Here is an 18,538-nt window from a genome sequence, read left to right as displayed (position 1 = left end):
GAAGGGCCTTCCAGGGTTTACTTGGCGACGGCCAGGTCGGCCTGGCTGTCGGAACGGTTGTTGTCGAGGAGGCGGCTGTACTTGAGCACCTCACGTGCGGTTTTGATGTGCGCGTAGTCGATGTGCATGCCCTCGTACAGGACGGCGGCCGCCCCGGCGGCTTCGGCTTCTTCGAAGGCGGTGATCATGCCGGCGTAGAAGTCGACTTCGAATTTCGAGGGGCTGAACACCTCGTTCGCGACCGCGACGTGGGAGGGGTGGATGAGGACCTGTCCGCGGAAGCCGAGCTCGCGGTTCTGTATTGCGAAGGTGCGCGCTCCGTCCGGGTCGGCGAGGTCCTGCCACACACCCACCAGTGGGAATTCGAGACCGTGGGCGCGGGCCGCCAGCAACGCCCGGCTCCGCAGGTACAGGGTCTCCTGACCGCCGGGAGTGAACTGGAAGCCGATCGAGCGGGAGACATCCGCATCTCGGGCGGTACCGGCGAACAGGGTCGCCACCCGCGGTGATGCGACCGCGATCTTCTCGCAGTTCTCATATGCTTCGGCGGTTTCCAATGAGCAGATGAACTCGATGGTCCCGGCATCGACGCCGTTGCGGGCCTCGAAATGCGTGACCAACGCGTCGAATCGCACGATGTCATCGGGACCGAATGTCTTGGGCAGCACGAATCCGTCGAGCCCGGGGATGGCGACGGCCTCGATGTCGTCTCCGGTCAGTCCGGTGTCCAGCGAGTTGAGCCGGACGTACACTGCCGGCCGATCACCGGACTCGGCGAGGCGGGCGATCGATCGGGCGGCCTCCGCCCGCCCCTCCGCCTTCAGATGAGACGGAACGGAATCCTCCAGGTCCAAGATCAGGCCGTCCACACCGGACGCCACCGCCTTGTCCACCCAGCTTCCCCGGTGACCGGGCACGAACAGCAGAGAACGTAGGGGTCTCATGAATCCTCCTCAGTGACTGAAGCAAACCATATATTATGTGAGACCCTGGCACAAGGATTTCCGATTATCGATGATCTGGTTCGTGGCCACGGACTTGCCGTCATCACACTCACCCACTCGCGAGCGGCCCGCAGACTTTCGGCCACCCATGGCCCGGCACTCCGGACGAGCCAAAGATATTCACTGCACCACAACAGTTTTCGTCGACCGTGTGATGCGGATCCGTTCATTTCTCTGGAAGTCGCCGGCGCCCGGCGGACGAGGTAGGCCGACCGCGCCGAACGGTCGGCCCCGAAGGGCCCTGCCGGGCATCACCAGCCCTGCCGTCCAGTCGCAGGGACGATGCCGGAAGGCTCCGACGGAGAACGGTATCTTCAGAAAGCGCAAGACTTCCGGTGGATGTGATCTGGACGCTTCAGCCGTTGGTCGGATGCGGCCGGTAGGTGTCATTGCCTGCCCCCCGGTGGCCAGAGCGGGAGGCGCAATTCAGTTGTCGGCTCCCGACACCGGAAAGGCGGTCACAGGTGACGTCGCGGGTGGGCGTCTCGAGGGCACGCGGTGCGATAGCCCGCGAGCGCAACCGCGACCGGAACGTTGATGCCCGCTATCCGGGCACGGGACGGCGCCTCGAGGGCAGAGTGCCACTCGATCGTGCGTCGTCGGACACGGGCGCCTGGGCGAGAGCTCGACATCGACCGGCGTTCTTGTCGGCGGTCGCGATCGGCGACGTACGGCCTCATCGGCCCCTCGATAGACACTGCTTCGGGGCCGGTTCTGGTCGAGCGTCACGATAGCGGAGCGATCGCCCAGACCGGTCGTCACCGCCAGTCCTTGGCAGTCCCGAGGAGAACCGCCGCGTCGGCGATACAAGTCCCCGCGTCCGTCATCCATCCGGACACGCTTCCACGACGTGGCTCTCGACTCGGGGCGACGACCGTTACGACCACGTTGAGAGTGCTGGTCTCACTCGTCTCGCCCGCATCCACCAGTCCACGGTTTTCTCCGGCGGACCAGGCGCTGAACCGGATGCAGGAGCGCCTCCGAACACCGGCAGTTGCGCGTTCGGGCGCTCCCCCGCCGGTGATCGACGACGTGTACCTTCCCCTGGCGCGGCGTCCGGGGAAAGGGGCAGGGCGGACGCCCTCGCCCCGACTGCCCTCAGGACACCGTCACCTCGCTGACGCTGTTCGGCGAGGACGATGCGGGGGAACCGGACCCGGGCTGCAAGAGCGCAGTGAGATCGGCAACCTCGCAGGTGGGGGCCAGTGTATCGACAAGCTCGAAGAGCCGCGCGGCCTGATCGCGCCCGATCACTTCGCCGGTCAGTTCATCGAGCTTGTCCTGAAATTCGGCTTCGGTGAAGGGCTTCACCGGCGAGCCCTTGGCGCGCTCCTGGAAATAGTGCGCGGCGGTCCCATCCTTGAAGTGGACGGTCACATCCGAGACGAAGAACTCGTACTTCTCGTCGAGATCCGTCGCCACTTCGAGCGTGATCCGACGGGCGAACTGCATGACCTCAGAGTCGGGTGACAGGTCCAGTCGCCCTTCCAGAAAGGCACGGTGGGTCGCGTAGCCGTTGCCCTTGCCCAGCGCCGACAGGGCCATCTGTGTAGGCAGCGAGTACTGCAGTTCTTCGATATTTCGTGGGTTGTAGAGCTGTGCGTTTCGGGTTCCCACGACGCTGTCGGTCATCGTCTGGATGCGGGCCACGACACTGTCGATCTCGCCGGCGCGGTCTCGGAAATGCTCCATGGCCTCGATGTAGCAGAATGTCAGGGCACAGCAGCAATAGGGCTTGAACGACAGGCCCGGCAGCATATTGGGTGCGCCGGGAAGGAAACCGTCGCGGGCCTGGTCGGTGACGTCCGCATGGGCGAACATTCGATAGAGACCACGGTCGCCGGTCAAAAAGCGCCGTGGACCGGTCACGCCCGCGCGGGCAAGTTGCGCAGCCTCGATGCCGTTGCGCACGGCGATCCCGGCATGGACCCGCTTGATGGAGCCCCCCGTTGAGGCATATTCGGTCGTCCCGCTTGCATGGCTGAGCGCAATGGCGAGGGCGTGGAAGGTCTTGTCCTCGTCAAGGCCGTATAGCTTTGCCGCAATCGCGGCGGCGCCGAAGTTCGCGAACACCGCATGCGGCTGCCAGCCCACGTTGAGAATCGCAGGCGAGGCCAGCGCTCCGATCCGGACGTAGGTCTCATAGCCCGCGACCATCGCCACAATAGTCTCGTGCAGCGATGCGCCGACCTCTTCGCCGATGGCGAAGGCCGTTGGTACGACACAACATCCGGGATGCGCGTTGCCGAGGAAGTCATCGTATTCGAAGCCGTGGCCGAAGGTCGCGTTCAGGTATGCCGCATCGACCGCACCAGCCCGCGTCGTTTCACCGACGATCCTCGCCTTTCCGGGGCGCGGGTCTTTAAACTCACGCGTCATCTTCGACCACGGCAGCTGCGAGGCGCCGATCTGGATTGCGAACTGGTCCTTGATCAGCGCCTTTGCCGCGGCGAGCGTGGCGGGGTCAATGTCGTTCCAACTGTAACGCGTCACGAACTGCGCAACGGCGCGTTCCAGAGTTGGAGCTGCGTCTGTCATGAAACCTCCCGATACTCGTGGCCTTCGCGGTGGAACCGCATGGGGCAGGATCGCCCTCGGAGGCATCCGATCCGCATTTCACGGGTCTCCTACTGTGAGGAAATCGTGAAACGGCACCTTCTGTAAGATTATACATAATTGTAAATACAGGATCAGGGTCCTGCTGGGAAGAGTCCCTCGGTAGACATTCGACTCTGCCCCGCGACGGCGAGCCAAAAGTGCATTGCTCGAAGCATTCGTCGACGCATCCCACTCACGCCGCCAGGTCCACATTCGTTCCCGAAAGGAACTCCGATGCCGCAGTCAGTCACCGAGATCGTCGACCTTCTCGACCTCGACACGATCGGACCGAACACCTTCCGAGGAAGACCTGCCCGATCGACCGAGCTGGTCAAGGTCTACGGAGGGCAGGTCGTCGCACAGGCACTGATGGCCGCAGGGAGTACCGTGCCAGGAGACCGGAAGGTGCATTCGCTGCACGCCCATTTCCTGCTCGGTGGTGACACGCAGATCCCTATCGTGTACGAGGTCGAGAATCTTCGCGACGGCGGCTCCTTCAGTTCACGACGGGTGACAGCCCACCAACATGGTGACCTGATCTTCCACGCCACCACCTCGTTCCATAGGGAGGAACCGGGGTTCGAACATCGGCCGTCGTGCCCCGCGGCGTCGTCGTACGACGACGCGCCACCCCTTGCCAACCTCATGGAGATGACCGACGTGCACACGGCGGCATTCTGGCGGCGCGAGTGGGAGGCTCTCGACATCAGGTATGCCTGCGATACTCGACCGGAGGATCAGCGCGCGGAGACTCCCGGCCTGCAACATGTTTGGATACGCGCGAACGGCCCGCTGCCGACGGACCCGTTCCTGCACACGTGTGTGCTCGCCTACCTGAGCGATCTCGGCTTGCTCTCGGCGTCCCTCGTTCCGCACGGCTTCCTCGTCTGGGCCCCAGGTGTGCCGCGGGCCTCCCTCGACCATTCGCTGTGGTTCCACGACTCGGTGCAGGCCGACGAGTGGATGCGCTTCGATCAGTCGTCGGCCTGGGCCGGCGGAGCGCGAGGGCTGTCCACCGGGAAAGTGTTCGACACGCAAGGGCGGTTGCTGGCGTCCGTGGCCCAGGAGGGCCTCATTCGACCGCAGGGAGCGGTGCGGGCGCGACTCGCCGGAAACGGGTCGGCACAGCCCGCGCACACCGGATAAGCGCTTCGGAGCGATCCGAGGGGTTCGGCGCCGTTGCCCAACCCCTCGGTTCACGGCGTGTCAGAGGGTGGTTGCTGTACCACCGTCGACCGGCAGGACCGCACCGGTGACGTAGGCGCCCGCCCGGGACGCGAGGTATATGGCCGTGCCTGCCATATCCGACTCGGCGACAAACCGCTTGAGCGGGACCGGAGCCAGGACCGCCTCCTCGCCTCGTCGTTCCAGCGTGCCCTCGAGCATCTTGCTCTTGAACATGCCGGGCGCGATCACATTCACCGTGATCGACCGGGGTGCCAACTGCGCGGCGAGGTGACGACTGAGGTGATGGACCGCCGCCTTCGAGGACGAGTACGCGTAGGTCTCGTGCTTGGGGACATGGAACGCGTCGATCGATCCGATGTTGATGATGCGGGCAGGATCCTCCGGAGAGGCGGCCGCCTCGAGCAGTGGGGTGAGGGCCTGGATCAGGAAGAAGGAACCCTTGACGTTCAGGTCGAAGACTTTGTCCCACCCCGATTCCGGGTACTCGGCGAGCGTTTCGGCCCAGAGCGCTCCCGCGTTGTTGATGAGCACATCGAGGTGGTCCTCCTGCTCTCCCAGTGCTTGGGCGAGCGAGCGACACCCGTCGACGGCACCGAGGTTGGCCGGCAGGGCGATGGCCTCGCCGTACTGTGAAAGTTCCTTCACCGCCAAGGTGCAGGCCTCGGCGTTGCGTCCGCAGATGTAGACCCGTGCGCCGGACCTGACGAATCCCTCGGCGATCGCGAGACCGATTCCTCTACTGCCGCCCGTCACAAGGACAACTTTGCCGCTGACGTCGAAGAGTTTCTCGAACATCCCGCTGTCGGTCATATCTGTTCCTTCCCATTGTTTGTTTGTTCGGCTCGGGGCCGACTTCGGCCGGCAACGCGTTCGAGCGTGCGCATCGCGCCGGCCAGGTCGGGCTCGTACGGCAACTCGAGAATCGCTTCGTGGAAGCCCATCTCCGCATAGACCTCGAGGTTGTCGGCGTTGATAGCCCCCGACTCCGGGTCGGGACCGGGACCGGGCTTGACGATCAGCTTCAGCTCGGTGAAGTCGCGGTCGACGGCGTCGCACGCTGCCCGCAGTCGCACCAAATGACCCTCCAACGATTCCAGACTCTGTTTCGCAGGCAGCCAGCCGTCGCAGGCCGAGGCGATCAGGCGCATCGCCAGCGGACTGTGTCCACCCCAGAGAAATTCGACCGGTGCCGGCGGCTCGGGCAGCATGGTGAAGGTCTTCGCCTCCGGTGCGTCGTCGACGCCCCGCACGGTGTACTCGTGTCTTCCTCGGTTCAGTAGTTCCCTGATCAGCGCGATGTCCGTCTTGGCGCGGCTCCCCCGCTTCTCGAAGGGCATCCCGACCGCATCGTATTCCTCACGCAGCCATCCGGTACCCACTCCGAGTGCGAGGGGACGATCGGTCAGCCACGACATGGTCGAGAGTTGCTTGGCGAGTAGCGTCGGGTTACGCAGCGTCATGATCAGCACGCTCGTCCCGAACGTGGCCTCCGGTAGTTGACCGGCCAGCCAGGCGAGCTGAACGAGAGGATCGAGCCACGGCGTGTCCGCCCGGAACGGATGTCGTCCGTCTTCGGAATGCGGGTAGACCGATGCGGTGGACTCCGGCAATACCACGTGATCCCCGACCCAGAATGAGCTGAATCCCAGTTCGAGGGCGCACCGGCTTATGGTGAGCAACCCCTCCGGTGTCACCCCCGGGCCCACCAACGGCAGTCGAACGCCCACGGGAATGGTAAACGCGCACACCATTAGTCCTCGGTTCCTCGGGCTCGGCCGCCCGTTAGTCCTCACGCAGCGTACACTTATCATGCATTATCGATCTAGAGGCGGAGTTGACGCAACGTCCTGCGGAGTCCGACGAGGCGTGCATCGCGGACGCGAAAGATGCCCGCGGTTCATCGCCGAGGACACGGCCACCCCACGACATCACTCCCAGACGACGAGTGAGACACGTTGAAACAGAATCGATCTCGATGCAACCACAGCCCAGACATCCCACAGTCGAACGGAACGGTTGCTACGCGGTGGACGACCCCCCACCTCGGGGCCCGGACCCCCAATTACCAGCCGAGGGGGGCGGCAAATCCCGGACACGAGAGCAGTGGGTGGTGCATTCTCGGGCTCGATTTCCGTTGCCGACGGCCGCCGCAGCTCGCGTCGCGCCGAACAGGCGAGCTGCTGACCTGCGGAATCCCACTCCTCGACATATTGTAGCCAGATCAACTTACGATAATATATAATGTGACTCGTATAGGATGATGTGGACGGAGCGAGGTACCACCAGCGGTGGGTCCCGTATTGAACGAGGTGACGAATGCAGCACAAGCCGCTCGAGAACATCCGCGTCCTGGAGCTCGGAGGCTACATTTCCGCGCCCTACGCAAGCTCACTTCTGTGCGCGTTGGGCGCAGATGTGGTCAAGGTCGAGAACACGGGCGGCGGAGACGCGTACCGTTTCCAGCAAAACGACCGGAGCCCGTTCTTCCGGCAGTACAACGCCGGTAAGCGCAGCATCGGGGTGAACCTGAAACATCCTGAGGGTCTCGGGCTGGTCCAGGCCCTCGTTCCACGGTTCGACGTCGTCCTCGAGAACATGCGCCCGGGCAAGGCCACCGCACTCGGCCTGGGTCCAGACCACTGTGCCGCACTCGCTCCCGCCTTGGTGTATGCCTCCGTCACCGGCTTCGGGCCTGGTGGGCCTCTCGCGCAACGCCCGGCGTACGACACGATCGGTCAGGCCGTGGGCGGTCTGTATTCGGTGCTCAGCGATGCGGGCTCGCCGCAACTGTCCGGTACCTGCGTGGCGGACCTGATCACCGGCCTGACGACGGCGACCGGAATTCTGGCCGCACTTGTCGGACGCGGGGCCACCGGCGCAGGCCAACGTGTGGAGACCTCACTCATGGAGGCGATGAGCACGCTGACCATCGAGGCTCTCACCCAGTATTTCGACAAGGACCATCAGGAGCCGACCCGGCAGAGCCGACACCCACAAGCCCAGAACTTCTGCCTCGCGACCTCGACCGGCGAAAACATCGCCATCCACCTCTCGTCCTCGCAGAAGTTCTGGCTGTGCTTCCTCGAGGCGCTGGATCGGCAGGACCTCGCCGACGACCCCCGCTTCGTCACGTTCGCGCTCCGCGTCCAGCATTATTTCGACCTCGTCGAAATCGTCGAAGCGGAATTCATCGGCAAGCCCGCGCAGTACTGGGAACAGCGCCTCACGGCGGCCGACGTTCCCTTCACCCCGGTGCTGACCATGGGAGGGTTCATCGAGCACCCACAAGTGGAATGGCTCGACCTCATCGAACCGGAGAAGGACGGAGTCGCCCTGGTCCGGCCCCCGTGGAGGTTCGGTGGGCAGCGACCCGAGCGGCCCGGGCCTGCCCCCAAGATCGGCCAGCACACCCGCGAAGTCGCCGCAGAAGTGTACGACGAGGTTCGCATCAAGCAGCTGTTCGCCGACGAAGTCATCTTCGAGGAACTCGAGGCGTAGCAGCGCTACCGCCTCCACTCAACTCTGTCTCGGCTCCCCCGCCACGCATGACGCTTCGGATTCCGCGGCACCCCTATCGACAACACGCTCACTGCCCTTCCCTGCGTACATACTTGGCGTATACGAGGAAGGGCCACAGTGAATACACGGAAGGACCCATCCATGCCGAAACTGTGTGAGACCGATGATCTCACCGATGTTCAGGAGCAGATCCTCGACACCGTTCGACGATTTGTCCGGGACAAGATCCTGCCGGTCGCCACCGAACTCGAACACAAGGACGAATACCCCACCGCGATCGTCGAGGAAATGAAAGAACTCGGCATCTTCGGCCTCACCATCCCGGAGGAGTACGGCGGCCTCGGCGAGTCGCTTCTCACCTACGCCCTGGTGGTCGAAGAAATCGCCCGCGGGTGGATGAGCGTGTCCGGGATCGTCAACACCCACTTCATCGTGGCGTACATGCTGCAGCAACACGGAACCGAGGAGCAGAAGCAGAGATACCTGCCCCGGATGGCGACCGGCGAGATCCGAGGCGCCTTCTCGATGTCCGAGCCCGGCCTCGGTTCGGACGTCGCCGCCATCAAGACCAAGGCCACCAGGCAGGACGACGACACCTACCTCATCAACGGTCAGAAGATGTGGCTGACCAACGGCGGTTCCGCGAACCTCGTCGCCGTTCTCGTCCGCACCGACGAGGGCCGACCGAAGCCCCACCAGAACCTGACCACCTTCCTGATCGAGAAGGAACCCGGTTTCGGTGAGACAGCGCCCGGTATCACCATCCCCGGAAAGATCGAAAAGATGGGCTACAAGGGCGTCGACACCACCGAACTCATTTTCGACAACCACAAAGTCGCCGCCACGCAGATCCTCGGTAAGGAACCCGGCAACGGCTTCTACCAAATGATGGATGGGGTGGAGGTAGGCCGGGTCAACGTCGCCGCCCGCGCCGTCGGTGTGGCCAACCGGGCGTTCGAGCTCGGGATCGGCTACGCGCAGCAACGCGAGACGTTCGGTAAGCGGATCGCCGATCACCAGGCAGTGTTGTTCCGCCTGGCCGAGATGGGAACAAAAGTCCAGGCCGCCCACCAGATGGTGGTGCGTGCCGCGCGGATCAAGGATCTCGGGAACCGCAACGATCTGGAGGCAGGTATGGCGAAATACCTCGCCGCCGAGTCCTGCAAGGAGGTCGTCGAGGATGCCTTCCGGATCCACGGTGGTTACGGGTTCGCCAAGGAATACGAGATCGAGCGACTGTACCGCGAAGCTCCGATGCTCCTCATCGGTGAAGGCACCGCGGACATTCAGAGGATGATCATCGGCCGGCGGCTTCTCGAGGAGTACCGACAAAAATGACCAGAACGCCACGGTGTCATCGGATCGAATCGCCGTGCGGCGTCGGCGACCACGGGCGTGCAGACGCACCGTGCGATAGCTCGTCCGACCGGAAGGTGCGACGATGATCGATCTCGGTGAGACAACGATGTCCGAGGAGGAGATCGACGCCTACCTGCGGGCCCCCGGCCGGTTCGCCGCGGTCGCCTCCATGCGCAAGAACGGCACGCCGTTCGTCATCCCCATGGGCTACTACTACGACGGCACCGCATTGTACTTCTCCTCGACACCCACACGAGGTCTCACATTGCGTCTGCGGCGCAATCCCTCTGTGTCCGTCTCCATTTTCGACCACGAACCGATCCACGGGTACGTCCTCGTCAACGGAACGGCACAGGAAGTTTCCGACCCGGACAACGTACTGAGCGTGAAGATGCACCGCCGATACCCCAAACCGGGAATCGAGGACCAGGACGAACACGACCGGATCTGGTTGTCTGCCGGCCGGGTGGTCTTCAAAGTCTCCACAGCCGGCGCGTTCGGAATGGATCAGCGCAAAGCCGCAACGTCCCCGTATGCGCTCGCTATGCCCGACCGCACCCCGCCCCCGGGATAGCAACCTCCGCTACAGCCACACCCTCACCCTCGGCATTTCATCGTGCAGCGGATCGCGGCCACAGTCGCGGTCCGCTGCACGTTCGTCCCTCCGCTGGCATCCCGTTCGCGCACTCGCACCCGTACCCTTGGGTGGGAAAGCCTGCGCACATCGAGTATTGTTTATACATAATGCATAAAGCCAGGAGGGCTAGGATGACCGAGACATTCGCCGTGACCAACCGCCGGGGCAAGCGACAGCAGATTCCCGACGAGGTGGCGACCTACGCCCGCGAGCTGATTATCTCGGGTGCAATACGCCCGGGCGAATTCCTGCGCATGGACCCTATCGCCGAAACCATGGGAGTCAGCTACACACCGGTACGCGAAGGCCTTCTCATCCTCGAAAGGGAAGGTTTCGTCAAGATGCTTCCCCGCCGCGGCTTCGTCGTCGAATCCTTCACACAGCAGGACGTGCGCGATCTGTTCTTCGCTCAGGCGCACCTTGCCGGCGAACTGGCCGCCCGCACCGCCCAGAAGATCACCCCGGAGCAGGTCAGCACACTCCAGGCGCTGGTCGAGCAATACGAGAAAGCGGCCGAGACCGGCGACGAGGAACTCTTGGCCTCCCTCGGACACGCCTTCCACCGCGAAATCAATCTGGCGGCGGACTCACCTCGCCTCACCTCACTGCTCGGCTACATGGTCAAGAATCTGCCGAACCGCTTCTACACCATGATCGCCGGCGGCGTGGACTCCAGCCGGATCGAACACCCCCTCCTCCTCGAGGCCCTCCGCAAGCACCACGTCCGGAAGGCGCGGACGTTGATGGAGCAACACATCCTCGCCCGCGGCGACCAACTGGTCGCGATCCTGGAGGAGCGCGGCATTTGGAACAAGGACGAACCAGCCTCGTGAATTCTCTCAGCCCTGTGCCGCGGCCCCTATTCGCCCGCGGCAGAGTTCCGAGCGCCGATCAGCGCTCCCCGGTGACGCCACCCGTACCAGCTACAAACCGGCGCCGGGCGTAATTTCGCGCTCCATCCCCGACGCCGCGACACCGCCCGAGTCCCCCTGCGGACGGCTCACCGTATACCCGGAATACAACGCATGGGCTCCGCCGTCCGCCTCGGCGATCAACCCAGAAATATAGGACGCTTCCTCCGAGTTCAAGAACAGCGCAGCAGCCGCCTGTTCGGCCGAGGTCCCCGCACGCCGCAGTGGCACCACGGCCTCACGTTTCGCCCAGTAGTCCGGCGCTTCTCTTCTGAGCCGCTCGCTCATTGCCGTCTCGGTCAAGCCCGGGCACAGGGCGTTGACGCGCACTCCGTGGACTCCCCATTCGACAGCCAACGCACGCGTCAATCCCACGACGGCGTGCTTGGACACCACATAGGGAACGCGGCCCGGAAGACCCATCGTCCCAGCCACCGAGGCCGTGTTGAGGATGGCACCGCCGCCTCGACGGATCATCACCCGCCCGACTGAAGCAGCGAGTTGGAACACGGCATCGATGTTGATCGCCATGACACGACGCCATTCCTCGGCGCCGATATCGACGGCCGGCCCGGCCGAGCCGATTCCGGCGTCGTTGAACAGAGCATCGATCCTACCTCCGCGCATCTTCAGGGCCTCGGCAGTCAGTCGACCGGCCGCCGACGCCTCACTCACGTCAGCGGCAATCACGGTGACCCGTTCACTCTCGAGTGACTCGATCCGATCGAGTGAAATATCATTCGCGACAACGTATGCCCCCTCGGCGACCAAACCCTCCACGATCGCGCGGCCGATACCGGACCCGGCGCCCGTCACGATCGCAACCTTGTCCCGGTAACGGCTCCGTAGCCCCTCCTGGTCGACACTTTCCATTGACCACACCTCGGTTCGTTTTGATTTGTTCGGGACGCCCCACCGTTATTCGGGCCGGGTTGCAGAACGCCAGAACCCCTCCGATCGTTCATCGATTATATATCATCGTTCGCGACGGGATGTCACGTGGCGACCGCACGGCGATCACCACCGGACCCGTCCGCACACCTGAACCGTCAACAGCTGCCAACTCGATGATCGATTGTGTATTATGTTGATACGTACACTCTGGAAGGACGGACTGACCAATGACCGGTACCGCGCTCACACTTCCCCTGAACAGAGGTACGAAGCGGACTCAACTCCCCGAAGAGGTGGCATCCTACGTCCGCGAGTTGATCATCTCGGGCGGCGCGCGCCCCGGCGAGTTCCTCCGAATCGAGCCCATTGCGGAGGCAGTCGGGGTAAGCAGCACCCCGGTCCGAGAAGGGCTCCTTGCTCTGCGCAGCGAAGGGTTTGTTCAACTTGTGCCGCGACGCGGTTTCGTCGTCGCACCGATCACACAGCAGGATATTCGAGACATCTTCTGGGCCCAAGCGCAGTACGCCGGCCAGTTGGCTACGCGCGCCGCAAAGCGAATGGACGCGGAACAGATCGAGCGGCTGGAAGTGAACATCGAGACGTACCAGCTCGCCATCGCCGATGACGATCAGCCGGCAATCGCCTATCTCGGGCATTCCTTTCACCGAGAGATCAACCTGGCGGCCGACTCTCACCGCCTTGCCTTACTGCTCGGTTCAGTCGTGAAACAACTGCCGAACTCCTTCTACGCCACCATCGAAGGCCACGTCGAAGGCGCTCGCGGCGATCATGTCAAGATGCTGCGAGCACTCAAGAAGCGTGATTCGGTCAAAGTATGCAATCTCATGCAGCGGCACATTCTCGAAGGTGCGGACCGGCTGATTGAAACCCTCGAAAAGCGTGGACTCTGGACTGCGAACCCGTAAGACGCCACGGGAAAGCGCATCGCACGGCGCCGACGACACGCGACACTCGCCCACCAGTACCCATCGCGGCTGCCATCCTGCGATAAGTGTGTGAAGATTCGACCGCACCGCACGCTGTCATCCCCGACGTCAACGCGATCCGCGAAGTCATCATCGGCCCCGGACGTACAAGGAAGTCGTGGAGCAACTACTCGCCGAGAACAAGTACACCGACATCACAGTCCGTGTAATTCCGAGGTGCCGAACCGTCCCAAACCCCGATCTTCCGGCGGCGCTGGGGCCCACCGCAGCACCCCTGATCATCGCTGCGATTGCCGAGCACCGTTCCGGACGAGGCGTCAGCATGCGAGACGTCGTCGCTCCGGCTCTCGCGGGTTCGATGTCACCATCGTCGACAAAGACCGCACGGCCGTCGTCAGCCGCGACCGCCCCACCAGGGGTGTGACTCATCCGACCTTTGACTTCAAGTACTTGAAGTTCTTAGCGTCGATGACGTGAGTGCACGAACCACCCCACGCGACTACTCGATCAAGGACGCGGCCGCGCTGACCGGACTCCCGGCCAGCACGCTGCGCTACTACGAATCGGTCGGGGTGATCCCGCCGATCAGCCGCGGGGAAAGCAGCAAACACCGGGTCTTCGACGAGGACGACCTCGGCCAACTGTTGGGGATCGCGTGCCTGGCCGCCACCGGCATGTCCGTCAGAGACATGAAGGAGTACGTCGCCAACGGACACCACGGGGCCGCGGCCGCCTCCGCACAGATCGAACTGCTCACCCAGCGCCGGCAGCAACTCGAGCTCGAGGCCCAGCACATCGCCCTCCGGCAACGCTACGTCGACCTCAAGATCGACTACTGGCACGCCATCGACGCCGGCGACGAGCCCCGTGCCGAGCTCCTCGCGGCCGAGGCGAGTGCCCTGGCCGACCAACTCCGCACCAAGAAGCGCTAACCCCACCCACCACACCACCACCCCGGCGCGCCCCCATCCACTGATGCGCCGCCGGTCACTCAGCCCTGCCCCGCCCACCACTGGGCCCACCACAGACGTAAGGAACATCCGCCATGCGCGTGAACGCGTACGCCGCCCCCGCCGCCGGCCAGCCGCTGGCCCCCACCACCATCGAACGCCGCGACGTCGGCCCGAACGACGTCCTCATCGACATCCAGTACGCCGGCATCTGCCACTCCGACATCCACACCGTCAACGGCGACTGGGGCCCACAACCCTTCCCCATCGTCCCCGGCCACGAGATCGTCGGCGTCGTCACCGAGACCGGCGCCGACGTCACCCGCCACCAGATCGGGGACCGCGTCGGCGTCGGCTGCCTGGTCAACTCCTGCGGCCACTGCACCCACTGCCGAAACGGCGACGAACAGTACTGCGAAAACGGCATGATCCCCACCTACGCCGGCCTCGACCGCGACGGCACCACCACCCAGGGCGGCTACTCCACCCACGTCGTCGTCGACGCCGACTACGTCCTGACCGTCCCACAAAGCCTGGACCCGGCAGCCGCAGCCCCGCTGCTGTGCGCCGGCATCACCACCTACGCCCCACTGCGCCGCTGGAATGCCGGCCCCGGCACCAAGGTCGCCATCGTCGGCCTCGGCGGCCTCGGGCACATGGCCGTCAAAATCGCCCACGCCCTCGGCGCCGACGTCACCGTCCTCTCCCAAACCCTGAAGAAGCAGGAAGACGGCCTGCGCCTCGGCGCCGACGCCTACCACGCCACCTCCGACCCCACCACCTTCGAACAACTCGCCGGCCGCTTCGACCTCATCATCAACACCGTCAGCGCCGGCATCGACCTCAACGCCTACCTCGGCCTCCTCACCGTGGACGGCACCCTCGTCAACGTCGGCGCCCCCGCCGAACCACTCAACGTGAACGTCATGTCCCTGATCAGCGGCCGCCGCAACTTCGCCGGATCGATGATCGGCGGCATCGCCCTCACCCAGGAAATGCTCGACTTCTGCGCCACCCACAACATCGGATCCGACATCGAAATCATCCCCGCCGACCGCATCAACCAAGCCTACGAACGAGTCCTCGCCTCCGACGTCCGCTACCGCTTCGTCATCGACACCACCACCCTGCACTAACCCCCGGCGTGACGCCCGCCGCACACAGGTTCCAGCGGGCGTTCCTCGACATCTCAATGTCATTACGCAGGAAAGCTTCTCAGCCGGGGTGCTCGGGTGACCTGCGGCTCGGTGTCACCCTTGTGCGAGTTTGCGAGTTGGGGTGCCGTCGGCGTCGTAGGACCGCGCCGTCGACGCCCGTAACGCCGTAATCGGGGTCGACGTCGTCAGGGACCGCCGCTGCGCTACGGGCAATTCTTCTCGGCGACCGCGGTCGCCGGGTGCACCGCGATCAGGCCGAGACCTTCGCGTCGCTTGCACAGCCGCGCCAACTCCCGATACGCGGCCTCACCGAGCAACTCGGTGAGCTCCGGCGCATACGACTGCCACACCGCCTCGGCGCCGACGTGCGCGTCCGGCGAGCCGGAGCAGTACCAGTCCAGATCCGCGCCGCCCTCACCCCAACCCCGGCGGTCGTACTCGGTGATCGTCGTCTTCAGGACCTGCTCGCCGTCGGGTCGCTCCACCCACTCTTGGGTCCGCCGGATCGGCAGCTGCCAGCACACGTCCGGCTTCACCTCGAGCGGCTCGATCCCACGCCGCAGCGCCATCGCATGCAACGCGCACCCGATCCCACCCTCGAAGCCGGGACGGTTCAGGAAAATGCACGCACCCCGGTAGCGGCGGGTCCGCAGCGCCGGCTCGTCCTCGACCTCGCCCTCCTCGATATACCCCGCTTCCCCAGCCCCTGCTTCCTGAACTGCCAATCCTCGGGTGTCAGCAGCTTCACCGACTCGTGCAACCTCTCGACATCGTCCTCGTCGGTGAAGAACGCGCCGTGCGAGCAGCAGCCGTCGTCGGGTCGGCCCGCGATGATGCCCTGGCAGGCCGGGGTGCCGAACACACAGGTCCAGCGCGACAGCAGCCACGTCATGTCCGCGGCGATGAGATGCTCGGCGTTGTCAGGATCGAGGAACTCGACCCACTCCCGAGCGAAGTCGAGCGCCACCTCCGGGCTCGGCGCCATCTTGTTGCGACGGCACCGGAATACCTGCTGTCACAAACCCCCACGCTAGCCCACCCACATCACAGCCAAGGACCGATCAGATCCCCGTCCGGGAGCAACGACGCCCGACCCGAATCACGCCGACACCAGGGAGACCACCGATGCGATACGCCGACGATCAGCCCGAGCCCCAGTGCCGCACAACAAACGCCACGCCAAGCAGCATCGCCCAAGACGTCCGGAACCCGGCCGCCCGCGAGGGCCGTGCCGGCCCGGCCGGCCGCGACTTCCCCATACGCGCGCAGCTCTCCGCCGGTGCGGCCCGGTTCGACGCTTCGCCGGCCCCGTAGACACCGGTCCGTGCTATTCCACGCAGTGCACGGTGCGGTCCCGCGGCTGCACGCGCACCGAGATCACCCCGAGCAGGCGGCACGGACAATGGTGTCCGCCGCAACCGAGCGCCCAATCACACCCTCCCCGGAACAACGTGATCCTTGCCGGCTCAGCGTCCCCACACGGGGATACTGGAAGGGCGACGGGCGCCACCCCCGCGCAGGGCTCGCCGAGGAGTGATCACACGGTGTTCGAGAAATTCAGCGACCAAGCACGCCACGTCGTCGTACTCGCCTCCGACGCGGCCCGCACCCACCACCACAACCGCCTCGGCACCGAACACATCCTCACCGGCACCCTCGCCGCCGACGGCCCCACCGCGGCCACCCTCACCACCTGGGGACTCACCACCGGCCACCTCGACAGCGCCCTCGACCAGATCCCCGCTTACCCCAACGACACCGACCCCGGATGCGCCGGGCCCCCCTTCACCCCGACCCTGAAAATAGACCCTCGTACAATCCCTGCGGGAAGCCTCGCTGCTCGGCCACGACACCATCGGCACCGAACACCTCCTACTCGCCCTCCTCGCCGACACCACCTGCACCGGAACCCGAATCCTCACCCACCTCACCGCCATCAGCCCGCACGACATGCGCGAGCGCATCCGACACCAACTCACCGAACACCCCCCAACCCCACGAGTAAACCCGCACACCTCGGCGAAATCCGTCCACCCCACCCGACCCAACGACCCCCGCTGCACCACAGGACAGCAGAACTCAGCTCAGATCCTCCGCGCGGGAGCGGTTACGACGATGCCCTTGATCGACGCAATCCCATTCTGCGCCGCCACCTTCGAGGTATCGCCCCGACTGGTCGGGAACGTCCCAGGCTTCGCGACTTGCCGCACCCGACGGCGAGCCGAGCGAATCGCCGACAGGCGCGCCGAGAACACCGGCCTTACCGTGGCCACGTGAGCAGAATCCCTGTCGCCATCGACGAGACCGATCCCGATGCCGAGGGAGTTCTCTCGCTCCTGACGTACGCGGTGGGATCAGCACATCGAGACCGCCTCGACGTGGCGCTCGTGCCCTACCGGAGCGGATCCGCAGTCCTCGCCGTCGCCCGATCCTCCCGGATCCCGGTCGGTGTGATCGGATACCGCACCGCACCGGATCAGACGACGCTGCTGCACCTCGCCACCGGCCCCCACTTCCGGCGACACGGCATCGGCACCGCCCTCATCGACTGGGTGCACGCCCGCCACCCCGGCATCGCGCTCGTCGCCGAAACCGACACCGCCGCGCTGTGCTTCTACGAGAAGACCGGGTTCACCCGCACCTCGCTCGGCGAGAGATACCCCGGCGTCGAAAGGTTCCTCGTCCGACGGCCGCCCAGCTTCTCGCCACACCGATGAGCACCACGACTCGAGCAGCCGAGGCGCGGCGCTGGTGGCTGCGGTCCCGTAGCCGCGCGCGGCGCTGCGCTTTGACCACTGCGGGGACACGGTGCCAGAGAGCGCGTCTCCAAGCTGGGTGCTCGTGCATGCCTTCGTCGATGAGAACACCGTCCGCGGGATCATGGTGGCCGCCGCCATCGCCGATCCACTGTCGCTGGCATACGCCCGGAAGGTGCTCACCGAACTACGCCTGAAAGGGCAAGAGCGCCTGCACTTCAAATCCGAGCGCGATTCCCGCAGGCGGGAAATCTGCTCCGCACTCAAACCGGACGTACGCGTGCACATCTACAACGCCGCAACCCTCACCCCGAAACAGGGCGGCCACGCTCTCTGGAGATGCTGGTCGCGGACCTGGCCGAACTGCAGGCCTCTCGCCTGGTCCTCGAGCAAGACGATTCGACGATGAAGGCGGACCGACGGGTGCTGTACGAGGCCGTCGGCAAACACGGCATCCGCGAGCACCTGACGTATCACCACCTGCGAGCAAAGCAGGGACCGATGGTGTGGATCCCCAACGCCGTCGCCTGGTGCCCGGCCAAGGGCGGAGAATGGCCCGCCCGGGTGCGGCCCCTGGTGACGAAGACCGTGGACGTGCGGTAGAAACGCGAAACCCGG

At 64.8% G+C, this 18,538-nt stretch carries 16 protein-coding genes and 1 pseudogene; 11 read left to right on the top strand and 6 right to left on the bottom strand.

Annotated features, from left to right (window positions below; all coding sequences use genetic code 11):
• Positions 1–17: 17 nt before the first annotated feature.
• Both ACFU5V_RS37420 and ACFU5V_RS37415 read right to left on the bottom strand, forming a co-directional pair.
• Complete coding sequence (locus tag ACFU5V_RS37420; RefSeq protein ID WP_378705840.1) at positions 18–944, bottom strand: HpcH/HpaI aldolase/citrate lyase family protein; 927 nt, start codon at positions 942–944, stop codon at positions 18–20.
• 1,158 nt (positions 945–2,102) lie between these two features.
• On the bottom strand, positions 2,103–3,542 hold the full coding sequence (locus ACFU5V_RS37415; RefSeq protein ID WP_378705838.1) for an MmgE/PrpD family protein: 1,440 nt from the start codon (positions 3,540–3,542) through the stop codon (positions 2,103–2,105).
• Positions 3,543–3,836: 294 nt separating this feature from the next.
• Between ACFU5V_RS37415 and ACFU5V_RS37410 the strand changes: the two genes are divergently transcribed.
• The gene (locus ACFU5V_RS37410; RefSeq protein ID WP_378705836.1) at positions 3,837–4,748 is read left to right on the top strand and encodes an acyl-CoA thioesterase; all 912 of its coding nucleotides are present in this window, start codon (positions 3,837–3,839) and stop codon (positions 4,746–4,748) included.
• Between the two features lie 60 nt (positions 4,749–4,808).
• On the opposite strand, the gene ACFU5V_RS37405 is transcribed toward ACFU5V_RS37410, so the two are convergent.
• Together ACFU5V_RS37405 and ACFU5V_RS37400 are read right to left on the bottom strand one after the other, a co-directional pair.
• Positions 4,809–5,600: an SDR family oxidoreductase gene (locus ACFU5V_RS37405; protein ID WP_378705834.1), complete on the bottom strand. Its 792-nt coding sequence runs from the start codon at positions 5,598–5,600 to the stop codon at positions 4,809–4,811.
• Entirely contained in the window at positions 5,597–6,517 is a 921-nt protein-coding gene (locus tag ACFU5V_RS37400) for an LLM class flavin-dependent oxidoreductase (protein WP_378705832.1), read from the bottom strand. Before ACFU5V_RS37400 ends, ACFU5V_RS37405 begins: the two co-directional genes overlap by 4 nt.
• A gap of 589 nt (positions 6,518–7,106) precedes the next feature.
• Here ACFU5V_RS37400 and ACFU5V_RS37395 point away from each other — a divergent pair.
• From ACFU5V_RS37395 to ACFU5V_RS37380, 4 genes are all read left to right on the top strand, one after another.
• A complete protein-coding gene (locus tag ACFU5V_RS37395; protein ID WP_378705830.1) occupies positions 7,107–8,288 on the top strand; it encodes a CaiB/BaiF CoA transferase family protein in 1,182 nt (393 codons plus the stop codon).
• Positions 8,289–8,450: 162 nt separating this feature from the next.
• Positions 8,451–9,647, top strand: coding sequence for an acyl-CoA dehydrogenase family protein (locus ACFU5V_RS37390; protein ID WP_378705828.1), 1,197 nt, complete (start codon positions 8,451–8,453; stop codon positions 9,645–9,647).
• 103 nt (positions 9,648–9,750) lie between these two features.
• Entirely contained in the window at positions 9,751–10,242 is a 492-nt protein-coding gene (locus ACFU5V_RS37385; RefSeq protein ID WP_378705826.1) for a pyridoxamine 5'-phosphate oxidase family protein, read from the top strand.
• A 194-nt stretch (positions 10,243–10,436) separates the two neighbouring features.
• Complete coding sequence (locus tag ACFU5V_RS37380; RefSeq protein WP_378705824.1) at positions 10,437–11,138, top strand: GntR family transcriptional regulator; 702 nt, start codon at positions 10,437–10,439, stop codon at positions 11,136–11,138.
• Between the two features lie 90 nt (positions 11,139–11,228).
• Here the strand turns inward: ACFU5V_RS37380 and ACFU5V_RS37375 are convergent, their stop codons facing one another.
• Positions 11,229–12,032, bottom strand: a complete 804-nt coding sequence (locus ACFU5V_RS37375; protein ID WP_378705822.1) for an SDR family NAD(P)-dependent oxidoreductase — start codon at positions 12,030–12,032, stop codon at positions 11,229–11,231.
• Positions 12,033–12,337: 305 nt separating this feature from the next.
• Between ACFU5V_RS37375 and ACFU5V_RS37370 the strand changes: the two genes are divergently transcribed.
• The 3 genes from ACFU5V_RS37370 to ACFU5V_RS37360 all read left to right on the top strand — a co-directional run bounded on the left by ACFU5V_RS37370 (position 12,338) and on the right by ACFU5V_RS37360 (position 15,143).
• Positions 12,338–13,036, top strand: a complete 699-nt coding sequence (locus ACFU5V_RS37370) for a GntR family transcriptional regulator (protein WP_378705820.1) — start codon at positions 12,338–12,340, stop codon at positions 13,034–13,036.
• 494 nt (positions 13,037–13,530) lie between these two features.
• On the top strand, positions 13,531–13,989 hold the full coding sequence (locus ACFU5V_RS37365; protein WP_378705818.1) for a MerR family transcriptional regulator: 459 nt from the start codon (positions 13,531–13,533) through the stop codon (positions 13,987–13,989).
• A 113-nt stretch (positions 13,990–14,102) separates the two neighbouring features.
• Positions 14,103–15,143, top strand: a complete 1,041-nt coding sequence (locus tag ACFU5V_RS37360) for an NAD(P)-dependent alcohol dehydrogenase (protein WP_378705816.1) — start codon at positions 14,103–14,105, stop codon at positions 15,141–15,143.
• Between the two features lie 224 nt (positions 15,144–15,367).
• Here the strand turns inward: ACFU5V_RS37360 and ACFU5V_RS37355 are convergent.
• Positions 15,368–16,149, bottom strand: a pseudogene (locus tag ACFU5V_RS37355) (hypothetical protein).
• A gap of 836 nt (positions 16,150–16,985) precedes the next feature.
• On the opposite strand from ACFU5V_RS37355, the gene ACFU5V_RS37350 reads away from it, so the two are divergent.
• The 3 genes from ACFU5V_RS37350 (at position 16,986) to ACFU5V_RS37340 (ending at position 18,523) form a co-directional block, all read left to right on the top strand.
• The gene (locus tag ACFU5V_RS37350; RefSeq protein WP_378705900.1) at positions 16,986–17,441 is read left to right on the top strand and encodes a Clp protease N-terminal domain-containing protein; all 456 of its coding nucleotides are present in this window, start codon (positions 16,986–16,988) and stop codon (positions 17,439–17,441) included.
• Positions 17,438–17,881 carry a GNAT family N-acetyltransferase gene (locus ACFU5V_RS37345; RefSeq protein WP_378705814.1) on the top strand — a complete coding sequence of 148 codons (444 nt, stop codon included), beginning with the start codon at positions 17,438–17,440 and terminating at the stop codon, positions 17,879–17,881. The genes ACFU5V_RS37350 and ACFU5V_RS37345 overlap by 4 nt, the downstream gene beginning before the upstream one ends.
• A 378-nt stretch (positions 17,882–18,259) precedes the next feature.
• Complete coding sequence (locus tag ACFU5V_RS37340) at positions 18,260–18,523, top strand: hypothetical protein (RefSeq protein WP_378705812.1); 264 nt, start codon at positions 18,260–18,262, stop codon at positions 18,521–18,523.
• Positions 18,524–18,538 lie beyond the last annotated feature (15 nt).

The sequence above is a fragment of the Rhodococcus sp. NPDC057529 genome (genome assembly GCF_042802055.1).
Lineage (GTDB): Bacteria > Actinomycetota > Actinomycetes > Mycobacteriales > Mycobacteriaceae > Rhodococcus_F.
This window is presented reverse-complemented; position numbering and strand designations above follow the sequence as displayed.